12 protein-coding genes are annotated in these 13,455 nt (G+C 64.6%); 5 read left to right on the forward strand and 7 right to left on the reverse strand.

The annotated features are described in order from the left end of the window. Nucleotides 1–117: 117 nt before the first annotated feature. Entirely contained in the window at nt 118–1,716 is a 1,599-nt protein-coding gene (locus QQL24_RS32345; protein ID WP_284316435.1) for a hypothetical protein, read from the forward strand. 117 nt (nt 1,717–1,833) lie between these two features. Here QQL24_RS32345 and QQL24_RS32350 read toward each other — a convergent pair whose 3' ends face one another. Beyond that, on the reverse strand, nt 1,834–2,994 hold the full coding sequence (locus tag QQL24_RS32350) for a diphosphate--fructose-6-phosphate 1-phosphotransferase (protein ID WP_284316436.1): 1,161 nt from the start codon (nt 2,992–2,994) through the stop codon (nt 1,834–1,836). Nucleotides 2,995–3,203: 209 nt separating this feature from the next. Between QQL24_RS32350 and QQL24_RS32355 the strand changes: the two genes are divergently transcribed. The 3 genes from QQL24_RS32355 to QQL24_RS32365 all read left to right on the forward strand — a co-directional run bounded on the left by QQL24_RS32355 (nt 3,204) and on the right by QQL24_RS32365 (nt 5,146). Then, on the forward strand, nt 3,204–3,671 hold the full coding sequence (locus QQL24_RS32355) for a DUF1203 domain-containing protein (protein ID WP_284316437.1): 468 nt from the start codon (nt 3,204–3,206) through the stop codon (nt 3,669–3,671). Between the two features lie 187 nt (nt 3,672–3,858). Beyond that, nucleotides 3,859–4,272 carry a VOC family protein gene (locus QQL24_RS32360; protein ID WP_284316438.1) on the forward strand — a complete coding sequence of 138 codons (414 nt, stop codon included), beginning with the start codon at nt 3,859–3,861 and terminating at the stop codon, nt 4,270–4,272. 259 nt (nt 4,273–4,531) lie between these two features. Next, nucleotides 4,532–5,146 (forward strand): pyridoxamine 5'-phosphate oxidase family protein, encoded by a 615-nt coding sequence (locus QQL24_RS32365; RefSeq protein WP_284316439.1) that lies wholly within the window; start codon nt 4,532–4,534, stop codon nt 5,144–5,146. A gap of 27 nt (nt 5,147–5,173) precedes the next feature. Here QQL24_RS32365 and QQL24_RS32370 read toward each other — a convergent pair whose 3' ends face one another. The 3 genes from QQL24_RS32370 to QQL24_RS32380 are packed head-to-tail and all read right to left on the reverse strand — an operon-like array spanning nt 5,174 to nt 9,951. Beyond that, complete coding sequence (locus QQL24_RS32370; RefSeq protein WP_284316440.1) at nt 5,174–6,556, reverse strand: ComEC/Rec2 family competence protein; 1,383 nt, start codon at nt 6,554–6,556, stop codon at nt 5,174–5,176. Then, a complete protein-coding gene (locus QQL24_RS32375; RefSeq protein WP_284316441.1) occupies nt 6,538–8,454 on the reverse strand; it encodes a gluzincin family metallopeptidase in 1,917 nt (638 codons plus the stop codon). Before QQL24_RS32375 ends, QQL24_RS32370 begins: the two co-directional genes overlap by 19 nt. A 30-nt stretch (nt 8,455–8,484) precedes the next feature. Then, nucleotides 8,485–9,951 carry a ComEC/Rec2 family competence protein gene (locus tag QQL24_RS32380; protein WP_284316442.1) on the reverse strand — a complete coding sequence of 489 codons (1,467 nt, stop codon included), beginning with the start codon at nt 9,949–9,951 and terminating at the stop codon, nt 8,485–8,487. Nucleotides 9,952–10,448: 497 nt separating this feature from the next. Here QQL24_RS32380 and QQL24_RS32385 point away from each other — a divergent pair, with 497 nt between their 5' ends. Beyond that, nucleotides 10,449–11,645, forward strand: coding sequence for a PcfJ domain-containing protein (locus QQL24_RS32385; RefSeq protein WP_284316443.1), 1,197 nt, complete (start codon nt 10,449–10,451; stop codon nt 11,643–11,645). Between the two features lie 95 nt (nt 11,646–11,740). Here the strand turns inward: QQL24_RS32385 and QQL24_RS32390 are convergent, their stop codons facing one another. The 3 genes from QQL24_RS32390 to QQL24_RS32400 all read right to left on the reverse strand — a co-directional run bounded on the left by QQL24_RS32390 (nt 11,741) and on the right by QQL24_RS32400 (nt 13,265). Continuing rightward, nucleotides 11,741–12,226 (reverse strand): hypothetical protein, encoded by a 486-nt coding sequence (locus tag QQL24_RS32390; protein WP_284316444.1) that lies wholly within the window; start codon nt 12,224–12,226, stop codon nt 11,741–11,743. A gap of 103 nt (nt 12,227–12,329) precedes the next feature. Further along, complete coding sequence (locus QQL24_RS32395) at nt 12,330–12,716, reverse strand: ester cyclase (RefSeq protein WP_284316445.1); 387 nt, start codon at nt 12,714–12,716, stop codon at nt 12,330–12,332. Between the two features lie 147 nt (nt 12,717–12,863). Continuing rightward, nucleotides 12,864–13,265: a hypothetical protein gene (locus QQL24_RS32400; RefSeq protein ID WP_284316446.1), complete on the reverse strand. Its 402-nt coding sequence runs from the start codon at nt 13,263–13,265 to the stop codon at nt 12,864–12,866. Nucleotides 13,266–13,455 lie beyond the last annotated feature (190 nt).

Consider the following 13,455-nt stretch of genomic DNA (forward strand, 5'->3'; position numbering starts at 1 on the left):
TCTTACCTTCAGATCGAATCACCAAGAATCGCAAAATGCCCTTGGTACCAACGCGTTAATCTGGAAATCCACGCCTGCCCGAATGCATTTTGCTTTGGTAAGCGGCAGGAATTGTTTGTGAAGGATGCCATGGCCGCCTCGAAGAAACCCAGCAAACCGAAGACACCACCGAAGTCTGGTGCTTCGAAGGCGAAGCAGCCCGAGTTGGATGCGGCCTTGTTCGACGCGTTGCAGGAAATGCTTAGTGAGGGGCGCCTTGGCGATCTGTTCGACGAGCCCGACACGCCTCAGGAACTGATCGAGGAAATTGCAGCGCTTGAGGCCGACGAGAGCAGGGGACTCTTCGAGGATCTCGTCGATGCCCTATCCGACATGCGGATCGAGGCCAATAGCGGCAACCGTCAGGCGCGGCAGGAGGTCCGGGAGCTGTTGTCCTGGCTGGAGCAGCGCATCGAACAGCCTGACCTGGGCGGCTCGAAGCTGGTGATGGTCGCCCAGGCTTTCGGCGCGGCGAACCTCGCTCTCGGTCCCTCGCTGCAAGCCGCCATCACCCGGCAGCTCCAGGAAGGTTCCGATGGGGAGGACGTCGGCGGCAGGAGCCTCGAGACGCTGCTTGAGGACCTCGCGGACGAAATGGATGGAGATCCGCTGGAGCACTTCGATGCCCTGTCCCACATCGCCCATTACTTGTCGGAGGAGGCCAAGTGGGAGATCGCGGCGAAGTTGGCCAGCAACCAGGACCCACGGTTGCGAGAGATGACGCTCGGCTTCCTTCTGACGGCGGACGATCGCACCGCTGGTGTCATCTGCGACGCCCTGGTCGCCTCGACGGAGCAGAATCCGCCGGAGTCTCGCTTGGTGTCCCGGCTGGCTTTGGTGCGTGCCCTGGTTCTTCCCGATCGCGCGCAGCGCATCGATTCGGTCCTGGCCGCCCTGCGGCCTCACGTGGTGCCTTCTCCTCCCGAGAGAGCCGTCAAGCTGACAACAGTGCTGGCCTCCGTGCCGGATGGCGCGGGAGCGACGACCATCGCTGCATCCGCGAAGGGGCGGCCGAGCCAGACGATCACGCTGCTGATCAAGACCGGCCTGGGGATCGTGGAAATCAGCGACCTGGAAGGTATCACCGGCCAGCGCCTCAAGATGTTGTTCGCGCAGTCGGATATCCGTGCCCACCCGGCTTCGCAAAGCCATGTCGCCACGCGGCTGGCGGCAGCGGTAGCGGAGAATTGGGAGGGCGGCACGCCCGTGCCTCCGCTGCTGGTGCGCTTCATGGAATTGCTCGAACTGTCGACCCTGCCGGCGAATGACTTCGAGCCCGAAGTCCTGTTCGACGAGATTCTGAGCGGCGTATTGCTGGATGTTTCAAGCCTCGAAAATCAACGAACCGCCCTCCAGAAGCTGCAGGACGAAGGTACCCTGGTCGAGACCTGGTTCGAGGCCAACGACGAGATCGATGCGTTGCTGAGCAAGATCCGCTCGCGCGACAAGCGCCTGGAAGCCCTGCTCACAAGCTATCTGCCGACGCGGCGCTGGTTCTGGATCCGGCAGTGCGCCTGGACAGCCGGCATCCTGCGCGAGCAGAAGGGCCGCGACGGCAAGCTTGCCGTCTGGGTCGCCGTGCTCGGCAAGCAATTGTGCAGCACCCGGCCTTTGGCCGAGAGCCCGCTTATGCAGGCGGTTGCCGAGGGCACAATCAAGGCATTCATGCTGCAGTGACGCTGTACGCAGGACAGCGCGCTGCTTCACGGCCGTCATTCCGGATATTCCCTCACTCGAGCCGGAATGACCAAGCCGTTCGGTTCGGTGAGATCGCGATCCGACCGAGCACCGCCCTCACACGAAGGGCGTGAAGATATCCGGCCGCTTCGGCAAGAGGCGATGGAAGTAGCGCCTTCCCTCGGGGGAAATGGCGTTGCTGCCGGCAAAGAAGCTGTCGGGCATGTGGCGCGTGCGGCCGGCGACCTGGTCGAGCGCCACGATGCGCGGCGTCGTGCGGTGGCCGTCATAATGCAGCACCACCGAGCCGCTGCCGGCGGTGAAGGCGCTCTGGGCCGCGAAGGCGCCGGCCTCGAAGGCCTCCTTGGCGTCCGTCTCGTCGATCATGCCGATATAGCCGCGCAGCAGGTAGCCGAGCGTGTCCACGCGGGTTCTCGCCTTAGGGAAACGTTCCTTCAGGGCGCGCTGGATTTCAATGCCGAGATCTCCGCCCGAGAGCTGGACATTGCCATGGGCATCGCGCTCCAGCGCACCGGCTGCAAGCACGTCGGCCAGCGGGCGCCCGGTCTCGTCCTGCACGCCTTCGGACATCGAAACGATACAGTGTCCGGTGCGCGTATAGATGGCGTCGACATCGTCGAGGAACTGGGCCACCGAGAAGGGCTTTTCGGGTGCATAGATCAGATGCGGTGCTTCGTCGGCCGATTGCTGCCAGCCGGCCGCGGCGGCGCTGAGGAAGCCGGCATGCCGGCCCATGACGATGCCGACATAGATGCCGGTCATGGCGCGGAAATCGAGGTCGATGCTCACGAAGGCATTGGCCACGAAGGCGGCCGCCGAGATGAAGCCGGGAACGTGGTCGTTCTCCATCAGATCATTGTCGATGGTCTTGGGGGCATGCACGAAGCTGCACGGCCCGGTCGACTGCTTGCTCAGGATGTCCAGCGTGCCGGCGGTGTCGTTGCCACCGATATAGACGAAGGCGCGGGCCTCCACCTTCTGCAGCGCGGTGAGGATGGCCTCGCAATATTTGGCGTCGGGCTTGTCGCGCGTCGAGCCGAGGCCGGAATTGGGCGTATGGGCGAGGCGCAGGAGGTCGGTTTCCGAAAGCTGGGTGAGGTCGACGAGATCGCCCTTGGTCAGGCCGCGCACGCCATGCCGGGCGCCGAGGATGCGCAGGGAAGGGTCGTGCCGCCGGGCGGCGACGATGGCGCCGCAGAGCGTCTGGTTGATCACGGCGGTGGGGCCGCCCCCCTGGGCGATGACGATGGACGACATGGAACCTCCCTTGCTTACGCGGGGTTTCTTATGGATGCCGGCCATAGAAGCGGAGTTCAACGCCGCTTACAACCGTCGTTGCAGGTTATGCAGGGCGATGAGCCCCGTCCGCAACGTTTCGGCGAGGACGGTGCTGCAGCACAGGAAACGGGTGGCGGCTGCGGCCTCTTCCTGGTGTCCTCGTGGCATCCCTGAATGGAGATGCCCTCATGTCTTTTCGTATCACCGGCCTTTCACCCGAACCGTTCCGTGAACTCTTTGGCCTCGACGATGCCGAACTCGCCCGGCGTGGCGCCCGACGCGTCGTCGCTGACGCCAAGCCCGGCTTTCCCGACCGCGTCGAGATGCGCGATGCCGAGCCCGGCGAGACCTTGTTGCTGCTCAACCATGTCTGCCAGCCGGCGGCGACGCCCTACCACGCCCGCCATGCCATCTTCGTGCGGGAGGGAGCACAGATGCCCTATGACCGCATCGACGAAGTGCCGGAGGTGATGCGCGGCCGCATTCTCTCCCTGCGGGCCTTCGACGCCGAGGGCATGATGGTCGATGCGGATCTCACCGAGGGGCGCGAGATCGAAAGCCTTATCGCACGCCTCTTCGCCAATCCCGAGGTTGCCTATATCCATGCCCACAATGCCAAGCGTGGCTGCTATTCCGGCCGCATCGACAGGGCGTAAGCCAAACGCAGATGAAATACTCTTTTGTCCTGCCTGCGCTGTTGACGGTGAGATGGATGGCCTCGAAGAACATGGAGGCAGCAAGCGGAATCGGGCGCTCGGTCGATATCGAGATCCCCGTCAAATAGCGGCCGGCGTTCCAGACGGCTATCATGGGGTCTGCCGTCCTCCGGAAAAGGGACCGACCATGCCCCGTCTCAACCGCATCATCGAGACCTCACTCTATGTCGAGGATCTCGACCGCGCCGCCCGCTTCTACGAGGCGGTGCTGGGGCTGGAGGCGCTGCTCAAGCTGGAGCGCCTCTATGTCTATGATGTCGGCGGCGCCAATGTGCTGCTCGTCTTCAAGCGCGGCGCCTCGGCCGAGGACATGGCCATGCCCAACGGCCTGATCCCGGGCCATGACGCCAGCGGCCGCATCCATGTCTGCTTCGCCATTTCGGCCGAGGAGTTGGTGGCGTGGGAGACGCGTCTGGCTGAGCACCACATCGCCATCGAGGGCCGCGTCGACTGGCCGGCCGGCGGCAAGAGCGTCTATTTCCGCGACACCGACGGCAACATGCTGGAGCTGGCAACGCCGGGTATGTGGCGGATCTATTGAGGGGAGGGGTTGTGCTGCCGCGCAGGACAATCGTTTCGGGTCGATTTGGTGCTGCCCTTGTCGTCATTGCGAGCGCAGCGAAGCAATCCAGGGCCAGCGGACACGGCCCTTTGACTCCTGGATTGCTTCGCTGCACTCGCAATGACGAATGAGGCAACACACTTCGCCAGCCCGAAGCGATTGCCCTGGCTTTCCGCGCCCATTCCCATTGTCCGACGCGCCTCCGGCCTTTAGGTTGAAACCATAACTGGAGGCCGTCATGTCGCTGATCACCTCGATCGCCGAGCTTGAAGCTCTTTATACCGATCCCGTATCGCCGGCCGCCCATGTCAAGGTGCTCGACCACGTCTCCGACCACTACCGCACCTTCATCGAGGCCTCGCCCTTCATGCTGCTGGCGACTGTCGGGCCCTCGGACGTCGACTGCTCGCCGCGCGGCGATCCGCCCGGCTTCGTACGCGTGGCCGATCCGAAGACGCTGATGATTCCCGACCGGCGCGGCAACAACCGGCTCGATTCCCTGCGCAACATCGTGATGGACCCGCGCGTCCACCTGCTCTTCCTGATCCCCGGCGTCGGCGAGACCATGCGCGTGATCGGCCGCGCCGCGATCTCCGCCGATCCCGAGCTCTGCGCCAGCTTCACCATGGAGGGCAAGGCGCCGCGCAGCGTCATCATCGTCACGGTGGAGGAGGTCTACCCGCAATGCCAGAAGGCGCTGGTGCGCTCGAAGCTCTGGGATCCCGCCATCCAGATCCCGCGCTCGGCGCTGCCCTCCCTCGGCGAGATGCTGGCCGCCATCACCAAGGGCGGCTTCGACGGTAAGGCGTATGACCAGGCCTATCCGGAGCGGCTGAAGCAGACGATCTATTGAGGGAGGCCCGCGCAGCCCCCCTCGGTCTCACAACCACAGCTCGACATAACCGGGGCTGCCGAGCAGGCGTTCGAAATCGGTACGCAGCGGCTGTGGCTTGCCGAGCCAATCCTGCTCCAGATTGCGGAACCTCGAATTGGCCAGGAGGTCCACGCCGGCAGTGGCCGAAGCCTGCTGATAGTTCCTGGTATCCTTGAGACGCGTGCCGAGGTCTTCCAGGAGAGCGCAGCGCGGAATCGGTTCGTAGCGGCCGCGTTCGGTAGAGACCACCGCCACGGCCGTTGCCTGCGCTGGTGCAACAGGGCGGGGGAGGATGGCATCGAGAATGTCGCCGGCCTCGGTGCTGGGGCCATCGGGATCGTCGCGCCAAGGCGTGGCGTTGGTGCTGCCATGATGGCCGATCTTCAGGAAATCAACGCCCTCCTTCAGCAATTCGCCACGGCGGTTCCACATCACGTTCCAGGAGCCATTGGCCTTGCCATCCCTGTAGGCCGTGCTCCATTCGGCATCGCCAACGAAGAGCAGGCGCTTGCCGCCCCAATCGATGCGCAGGATCACGCTGGTGTTGTTGACCATCTGGTTGGAGGCGGCCGCCAGCGCCAGGGCGCTGGACAGCATGTTGGAACGCAGCCGCTGGAAATCGGAGGCGCTGATATTGGCCGGCAACTCCGACGCGGGCACGGGCGCCGCCATCGCGGCGCCATAGGCCTGCGGCGTGAAGGAGGCGGAGAGGGCCTGCAGCATGGGATCGGGCGCCGCGCCGAGATAATAATGATCGATATCCTTTTCGGGCGCGAGCACGCGGATGGTTGCCCCAGCCAGAGGCAGGCCGAGATCCGCATTGCTTTGACCGGCATGAACGTAACGGGCTTCGATGCCATTCTGCCTGGGTATCCAGTCGGTCAAGGTGTCCAGGGCCTCGTCATTGGCGACGGCAAATTCAGAGATGAAGGCGGCCATCTCCTCGCCAAGCGACAGGTTGAGGCTGGCGAGCCCGCGCATCGCCTGAGTGGCGTAATCCTCGAGGGCCAGGGCCCGGCTGGCCTCGACGCCATCGACTCCCTTGCCCTTGCTCTTCTTGAGCTCGGGATTCATCGCAGCGCTCAGCCAGATCGCTCCGATCTCGAACTGCTTGAACAACGCCTTGTCGAAGCCGGCGATGTGGTCCTTGTGGCGGTGGGTCACCACGATCAGATCGAGCCGCCTCTTGCCGGACGCCGTCTGTGGCAGCATGCCGGCCAGCGCCTTGACTGCAGCCTGGAGATAGCGCTCGCCGCTCCAGGAACCGCAGTCGACCAGCATGTGGAAATCAACGGCCTCGCCGCCGCTAGCGATCGCCTTGGGGATGCGGCAATAGATGCAGTCGCCGAGGCCGACGTCGAAGGCACTGATCAGGAGCTTATCTGCCATTGACGTTCTCCCTGCTGTTCCCGTTCGTGTTCGTGATCGATGGAGAAATGCGGGCTGACCTCGAAGCGCAGCACGCCGTCGACCGTCCTCGAGGTCAGCGGCGGGATGCTCTTTTCAGCAAGGCCGAAGCTGCCGCCGAAGGCCATGCCGACCTTGCCGCCATTGATGCGCCTGGCAAGCGTGTCCAAATAGGCTTCGAGGCGCGCCTCGCCATCCGCGACTTCCTTTTCCCAGTCGCTTCCGGGCTTGGGCTTGGCCTCGTCGAAGCTGTGCGAGCCCGGCTTGCGCGCCCAATGCAGCAGATTGCCGTTTTCGTTGAAGGCCAGCGTTCCCCCGCACAAGAAGCTGGTGGTCTGGCCCTCATAGCGGGCAAACCGCGTACCGGTCAGCGTCACATCCTCGCGCCATATATATTGCAGCAGGATCTGCCTCGGCTGCCTCTGGCCGTCGCGCGTATATTTGTTGGCCACGAAGACCTCCGGCACGATGATGTCGGCGCCGCGGGGAATGAAGAGCTTGCTGCGATTGTCGTCGAGAAAGCGATAGGCCGCCGCGCGCGAGCCTTCGAAGGTCGCGACGTCGTGGAAGACATCGATGGGCGTGCGCTTGAACAGCGTGTCCGCCTTCATCAACCCCTCTTTCTCCTCTGGGGCGAGGATGCCGCGGGCGATGAAGCTGTCGATCATCATCGGCCGGTAGCCCTGGGGATCGGTGGGATTGGCAATCTGCTCGGCCCTCAGCACGGCCATGGCATAGTCGCGGAAGGTGGCCTCCACCGGCGGCAGGAGGTCCAGCGGCTGCACGGCCATCACCTGGATGCGCTGGGCGATCTGCCATAGCTGCGATTTGCGTTTCTCGGGCTCCGGGTGCGCCGCAAGATAAAGGCGCCATATTCCGAGGATGATGTCGAACATCGCACAGGTCATGACTTCGGACAGGTCGTGCGGTTCGTCGTTGCCGGCGAGCTTGGCCAGAGTGGCGTCCTCGTTGGTGGCGCTACGCAGATAGGGCCGGTTCTTGACCGCCTGGCCGAACTGCGCCGCGATACTGGACAAGGGCGTCTCGCCTTCCAGCTTGCCGCCGGTCAACTCGAGGAATATGCGCCGGAAGGAATTGTTGCGGAAGGCGATGAGAATGGCCGAGAGATCGCCCATGAACTCGTGAAAGGCGGCAGTCTGCGGCGAGATCGCCTCCAGGAAATAGGGCCGGATGCCGTCCAGCACGGCGTGGCCGAATTCGTGGATGACGATGTCGCCGGAGAGGCAGGTATAGATCCTCTTCTTGGCCGGGCCGGCTTCCCCCTCCTCGTCCGCGTCGAAATAGTAGAACTGGAGCGATTTGCTCTTGCGATCGTAATAGGCGTTCTTGCCATAGCCGGCATGCGGCACGACGATGAGCCGGTTGCCTTCGAAGCCCCAGCTGATCCGCCGGCCCAATCCCCAGGGACCCTCGAAGTAGTCCAGGGCGTTCTGCACCCGGGCCCAGGTGTTCACCTGCTGGAAATGGGGCGTATCCTTCTGGCTCTCGTCGAGCTTCTTGCCGGCAGGGCTGTAAAAGGCGTCCTCGTCCGCGCGCCACCGAGCGGGTTTTTCGAGCTGGTTGGTGGTGGCATCGAAGTCGACCACAGCGAAGCGCGCGCTGGTCGGCCCATCGCTGATGCCCGGTTCCCACGGCACGTTGAAGTCGGTGTCTATCTCTTCATTGGGGAGCTTTGCGGCGAGCGCCGGGTCCTTGAAATAGACGACGAAGGGAATGCGCAGGCCAAGCCGCTTCTCCGTTTCGAGGCCGAGATATCGTGCGGCGGCATAGAGCGCGATGCGGTCGTCCTTGCGCAGCTTGCCGGGAGCCGTTCGATCTTTCGATGGTGCCGGCGAGGCTTTCGTCGTGTCCTTTGCCATGAAATCCCCCTTTCCCAGGCGTTCCAGATCTCAGGTCTGCTCCACCTTGAGCTGGCAGGCGCCGCTACAGGCGAGCGCTCTCGGCAAGTTGCCCGCGCCCCAGTCGAAGCCGATATGGCCGAGACCGCTGGCGGCGCGGTCCTCGGTGTTGCGGACATAGTTGAAAGAGGAGTGACCGATGCGCGGATCGTCCCAGCCGACACTGTCGTGGGCCGAGCAGGTTGCGCTCAGCGGATGCTTGTAGCTGTTGCCGCTACCGTAGGAGTAGGCGAGCCTCTGATCGGCGCCGGCGGGACGGCTGGGCACGGTGGGCGACCTCGAGCGTCCGCCGTGATGCGGGCAGTTGATGAAATCGAGGGCGCCGGCGGCCGGCGGCGAGGGGAGGTCGCCATAACCGGCGTCCGCCGGCAACAAGACCGGCCGGCCCTGGGCTCCGGCCGGTGCCCCGATCTCGGCGGCGAGACCGGAGGCGTTGCGCGAGGTACCCGTGCATTGCAGGAGGGTGAGCGGACCGGCGCTGACGCTGATGGTCGCGGCTGGCCAGACCAGCAATCGGCCATGGGCGATGATCGAGGCGATCAAGGCGCTGTGGTGAAAGCCGCGCTTGGTCCGGCGCACAGTCTGGCGCGGCACGATCCAGGTTCGCCAATGCGCCCGGGTGTCCCGGCCTTCGGAAGACCAGTGGTCATGGTCCCAATGCGAGAGGACGATGGCGGGGTCGACATTATGGCAAAAGCAGAACTGGGCGAGCGCGGTTGGAAAAGTGGCAGTGTTGCCGGCAACACCGCCGCCGAAGTCGAAATAGACGACGACTGCACCGTTCTGGTCCACGAGCGCATTGGCGCCGCCCTGGCCGACATCGTAAACGGCGACATGGTCGATGGCTCCCGCGCCCGCGACCCCCTGCAGGGCGGCTTCGATGTCTGCGACCGTCGCGTCTGGTTCGCTGCCAAGGGGATCGACGGCGTTCAGGCGCGCGCTGGCAGCATCGCCGGCCTCCGTGACCCGGCTCAGCCTCACGGCCAGAGGGACGGCGAACAGATTGGGATAGAGGTCTGCCGCCAGCCGGCTCTCGTCCCAGCCGAGCTCGAACCGTTTCCAGCGCCGTTCCAGGTCGTCGAGCAGTTCAGGCAGATCGGGCGGCGCGAGGTCACCCGGCAAAGGTTCCTGGTCGGCTGCCGTCAACGTTTGCGCCGACTGGCTGGCGATCTTGCGGATGCACGATGTCGCCAGCCTGATCTCGAGCAGGTAGATCGGCATGGCATAGAAGATTGGGCCATAGTCGCGCGCCTGGAAAGCGGCGGCGATCTCCTCGTCGGGCAGGCGGTCGAACCAGGCGGCATCCACCGCCGAGAACATCAGGCGGTGGTTGCCCTCATCGTCGATCTCCGCCTGGTCGAGCACGGCATAGAGGTCGCCACGCGGCAACTCCCAGGATCTGCCGTGCAGCAGCAGGAAGGGGTTGCATTCCGGCCTCGGTCGGTCGTCCCGCTCCATGGATGGTCTCGCAGACTGTCGTTGCTATTGGTGATGATCGAAGAAGAGGATAGAGCCGAAGTCTGGCGCGCGCGAGAGGCTCCGGCAAATAGTCTTCGGCAAGAAACGTGCACTGAACAGAAAATTGCAGGAGTCGACAGCGTATGTAGCCGGCTTTGAACTTGGCGAGATCGATGGAGTGCCTGCGCATGTCGCGCCGTCACTCCTGATCGACTGGTTGTCCCGGCTATAGTCTCAGGGGCGGGAAATCGGCGTGACATGCGCCTTGCCGGTTGAGGCGGGCTCGATCTCGCCCTCTGATGCGCAATTGCCACAGGAGCGACCCGATCTGATCCCGTACCGACATTCTCCCCTTGCGTCAGCGCCCGGCCAGGTCTACACAGCGCGCCCGTTCGACCGAAGGAGAACCGCCATGAGATCCCATCCGAGAGCCGCATCTTCAGTGCCGGCGCTCGTGGTGCGTCCGGCGTTCCGATCTTCTTTCAGGCCCAACGACAATGGCCCGTTTCAATATCCAGCGCGTGCGAGAGGCCGAGCGCGCACGTATCGATGAAGCCCACCGCGCCACGCTGCGGCGGGCGAGGCCGCAGGCAAGGCATGGGCAGAACCTGCGGCTCGCCCTCGCGGAGGCCGAGCGTGGCTTCAGTTCCAGCATTATCCGCGATCCCGGTGACTGGCATCCGCAGCTGAAAACGCGCGACCTGGCGCGCCTGCGGCTGGCGGCGGCCCGCCATCTCTTTGCCCGCTATCCCGTGCCGGCCCCGCTGGAGCGGATCTGGCAGGAGGAGGGCACGGGCCTGACGACCGCCGAGATTGCCGAGCGCAAGCGTTGGTACATCGCGGTGGCGCAGGGCGGCTCGCTCTACAAGGCCTATGCGAGCAATTGGCTGTCGCGCAAGGAGGTGCACCTCTTCCTCAACCCGCCGGGCGATCTTTCCTTCAACGAGGCGCTCTGGCAGGCGGTGGCGCGTTCCTACACGGATGATGTCGGCCTGGCGCTGCGCATCGCCCGTTCGAAGATCGCGCGTATGCTGCGCAACGCCTTCGCCTTCTGGCGCGAGGTGGCGCGCTTCTTCTGCGTGCATCCGGCGCCGCTCGAGGAGATCGACGATCTCTGCGATTTCCTGGCGGCGCGGCACGGCGAGGATCCGGCCTACAGCCTGAAGGGGCGCACGCCGGTCTCGCTGCGTCGGCAGATGCATGCATGGCACCGCGAACTAGCGGAGATCCGTCGGGTCGAGGCCATCATGCGCCGTCAGGCCGAGCAGGTCCGGCTGGCCCAGCGTCGGGCCCGTGGCTTTGCTCCCGCCCCGCGGCTGGTCGATGCCAGCCAGTGGGACGGGGTGCGGCTGCAGGACTGGTTCTGGCAGCTGCCGGCCAAGGAAGCGCGCTTCAAGAAGGAGGAAGTGATGGTGGTGCAGCTACGCACGGCGGCCGATCTGGTGGCCGAGAGCGGGGCGATGCGCCATTGCGTGTCGAGCTACGCCTTCAAATGCGCGGCCGGCAACGCCTCCATCTGGTCCCTGCGCCGGCGCAAGGCGCAGGGAGGCCTGGAGCGCATGCTGACCATCGAGCTCGATGGCCAGAACCGCGCCGTGCAGATCCGGGGCTTCGCCAACCGCCTCGCCATGCCCGGGGAGCGCGAGCTCCTCGCCCGCTGGGCGAAGGCGCGGAATCTCACGATGCTGGTGTAGGACGGCTCCCGCGCACCGAATGACAGGTGCGCGGGGGTTCGCCTATTCTGGACCAATCGGTCTTCAACCGCCCGCCGCCATGCTCGCGTACGCCCTCACAGCCCCGAGGCGTTCACGATTACATAGGCCTCGCCGCCCTTGCGGTCGTGCCTGACCACATAGGTCTGGCCGTGCAGGGTGATAGTGACGGGTGCGCCTGTGCTCAGGCCCGCCGCCGGCTTGCCGGAAACCTGAGCCACCAGGCTGGCGAATTGGGCTGCGACCTCCGGCCCCGGGTTGGCCTCGGCGGTGACGGCGCATTCCTTCTTGCCGCGCACCTGCAGGGAAAAGGAGCCGTCCGCCGCCATGCCGACCACGCTGGCGCCGAGGTCCATCTGCGGCTTCACGCCATATTTCTTCGCCGCCGCCATCGCCTTGTCGAAGGAGGGCGCGGTGGCCAGGCACGCATCGCGGAACAGCAGTACGGCCTTGTCGGTCACCGTCTGGGCAAGCGCAGGGGCGGGGAGCAGGGCCACGAAGGCGAGGGATGAGAGCATGGCCAGACGGCGGCTGCGGATGGATGGCGGAATGGACATGGACATCGACAGGCCCCCTGATGCGTGGGGCGCGACCTAATCATGATGCAACCGCGCAGGGAAGGGGCCAAGCGTCTCATGCACAGGCGTGAGCCAGCGAACCCTCATGCTAAAGCTGCGCCTCGATGGCGGCCTTGTCGATGACCGACCACACCTGCACGATCTTTCCGGCGCGAAATTCGTAGAAGACATTCTCGCTGAAGCAGACTTTCTTCCCATTCACGGGAAGGCCGAGAAAGATGCCCCTTGGGCTGCAGTCGAACGCCAGCCGGCACGCGATATAGGGCGGATCCGAGGTCAGCAGCCGGATGTTGAAATGAAGGTCGGGGATATCGCGGAAATCCTGTTCCAGCATCGCCCGATAGCCCGCCAGGCCGAGCGGGCGGTCGTTGTGCTGCGCCTTCTCGTCGACGAACTGGCCCAGCCTCGGCCAGTCCTGCGCGTTCAGGCAGGCGATGTAGCCCCGGTAGATGTCGGCGAGATCGGTCCTGGTCATGGAGAGCGTTTCCGTGCCTGTACGATAAAAGTCCCGCGCTGCCTCACAACTGTCATGCGCAGCTTCCATGCGATGCTGCAAGAAGGTGCCGGCGGAACTGGCTGTACCGCTCCTATAATGTCTCGTCTTTCCCTACGCCGCCCTTGGCTACCGGTGCGCAGGCCTTGCTGCCATTCCAATAGGCGCCCAGTCCCGGGCGACGATGCTGGCGGCCCATTCGCCTTTGAAGCTGCAGTGGCTGGGATCGAAATTCATGCCGAGCGGGCCGGTGCCGTAGCTGTCGTGCCAGAGGCAGGTCACCGTCAGGCCCTCGATGCGGCAGGCGTCGAGCCTGCCGGTGGCCGTGCTGCCGTCGAGATCCTCGAAGCTGTAACGGCCGGTCAATAAACCACCTGCTGCCTCCAGCGTGGTGGTGCTCGGCGTGTCCCGGCCGCTGCTCCACAACGAGCCGCCATAGGTGCCCGCAAAAGCGGCGGGACCGGTGGGTGGCGGGCCGCCGGCGATGGCCACGAGCAGCAGGCCGGAAAGGGCGAGGGGTGTGACGTTCATGGGGTCCTCTCCACGAGACAGGGCCGCTTGTCAGCCGGAGCGCGTGCCCGTGGGGGCGGGCCGGCAGCCATCGCAACCTGTGCTTGCGGTCTTCTCAGTTTCCTAAATGGAAATCTATAAAACATTGCGTCAGCCTGCAGTTCATTATTGGCGAAAACGTAGCTTATGCTCGGATGGCGCCACCTTTTTA

Source organism: Labrys miyagiensis (genome assembly GCF_030160835.1).
Classification (GTDB): Bacteria; Pseudomonadota; Alphaproteobacteria; order Rhizobiales; family Labraceae; genus Labrys; species Labrys miyagiensis.